12 tRNA genes are annotated in these 1121 nt (G+C 52.1%); all 12 read right to left on the reverse strand.

Annotated elements, in window-relative coordinates:
* The 12 genes from VN21_RS14980 to VN21_RS15035 all read right to left on the reverse strand — a co-directional run bounded on the left by VN21_RS14980 (position 1) and on the right by VN21_RS15035 (position 1040).
* Positions 1 to 74: transfer RNA gene (locus VN21_RS14980), tRNA-Cys, on the reverse strand.
* Positions 75 to 95: 21 nt separating this feature from the next.
* Positions 96 to 171, reverse strand: a tRNA-Lys gene (locus VN21_RS14985).
* A gap of 8 nt (positions 172 to 179) precedes the next feature.
* Positions 180 to 256: transfer RNA gene (locus VN21_RS14990), tRNA-His, on the reverse strand.
* 8 nt (positions 257 to 264) lie between these two features.
* Positions 265 to 341: transfer RNA gene (locus VN21_RS14995), tRNA-Pro, on the reverse strand.
* Positions 342 to 364: 23 nt separating this feature from the next.
* Positions 365 to 441 (reverse strand) — tRNA-Ile (locus VN21_RS15000).
* A gap of 9 nt (positions 442 to 450) precedes the next feature.
* Positions 451 to 527: transfer RNA gene (locus VN21_RS15005), tRNA-Met, on the reverse strand.
* Positions 528 to 535: 8 nt separating this feature from the next.
* Positions 536 to 611, reverse strand: a tRNA-Phe gene (locus tag VN21_RS15010).
* A 3-nt stretch (positions 612 to 614) separates the two neighbouring features.
* Positions 615 to 703 (reverse strand) — tRNA-Ser (locus tag VN21_RS15015).
* 2 nt (positions 704 to 705) lie between these two features.
* Positions 706 to 781 (reverse strand) — tRNA-Lys (locus VN21_RS15020).
* A gap of 12 nt (positions 782 to 793) precedes the next feature.
* A tRNA-Gln gene (locus tag VN21_RS15025) sits at positions 794 to 869 on the reverse strand.
* Between the two features lie 7 nt (positions 870 to 876).
* Positions 877 to 953 (reverse strand) — tRNA-Arg (locus VN21_RS15030).
* Between the two features lie 12 nt (positions 954 to 965).
* Positions 966 to 1040, reverse strand: a tRNA-Gly gene (locus VN21_RS15035).
* Between the last annotated feature and the right edge of the window lie 81 nt (positions 1041 to 1121).

Genomic DNA, 1121 nt, shown 5'->3' on the forward strand with positions numbered 1-1121 from the left:
TGGAGGCGACACCCAGATTCGAACTGGGGATCAAGGAGTTGCAGTCCACTGCCTTACCACTTGGCTATGTCGCCATTTTTCAATATATAAAAAAATGGTGATCCATCCGCGACTCGAACGCGGGACACCCTGATTAAAAGTCAGGTGCTCTACCGACTGAGCTAATGGATCAACTTTTATGGGGTGGATAATGAGAGTCGAACTCACGACCTCCAGAGCCACAATCTGGCGCTCTAACCAACTGAGCTATACCCACCATAATTTTGGTCGAGGTGGAGGGACTCGAACCCCCGGCCCCATGGTCCCAAACCACGTGCGCTACCAAACTGCGCTACACCTCGAAGTAATTGTTGAATTATTAAAGTGGTGGACCTTCAGGGACTCGAACCCCGGACCTACCGGTTATGAGCCGGGCGCTCTAACCAACTGAGCTAAAGGTCCACTTTAAATTGGTAGCGGTAACAGGAGTCGAACCTGTGACCTTTCGGGTATGAACCGAACGCTCTAGCCAACTAAGCTATACCGCCACATATTTTGGTGCCCAGAGGCGGAATCGAACCACCGACACGGGGATTTTCAGTCCCCTGCTCTACCGACTGAGCTATCTGGGCATTTGGCGGAGAGGGTGGGATTCGAACCCACGGTCCCTTTCGGAATCACTGGTTTTCAAGACCAGCTCCTTAAACCACTCGGACACCTCTCCATTGGTGATCCATCCGCGACTCGAACGCGGGACACCCTGATTAAAAGTCAGGTGCTCTACCGACTGAGCTAATGGATCATTTTATTTACTTGGCAGGGGATGCAGGACTCGAACCTACGCATGTAGCAGTCAAAGTGCTATGCCTTACCGACTTGGCGAATCCCCTATGAATGTGGTGAGCGCACAGGGATTCGAACCCCGGACACACGCCTTAGAAGGGCGTTGCTCTATCCAGCTGAGCTATGCACCCACATTTTTTATTTGGAGCGGGAAACGAGATTCGAACTCGCGACTTCAACCTTGGCAAGGTTGCGCTCTACCACTGAACTATTCCCGCATAGTACAATTGGTGCGGATGAAGGGAGTCGAACCCCCACGCCATAGGCGCCAGATCCTAAGTCTGGTGCGTCTGCCAATT

The organism is Paraclostridium benzoelyticum, assembly GCF_001006285.1.
Taxonomy (GTDB): Bacteria; Bacillota; Clostridia; order Peptostreptococcales; family Peptostreptococcaceae; genus Paraclostridium; species Paraclostridium benzoelyticum.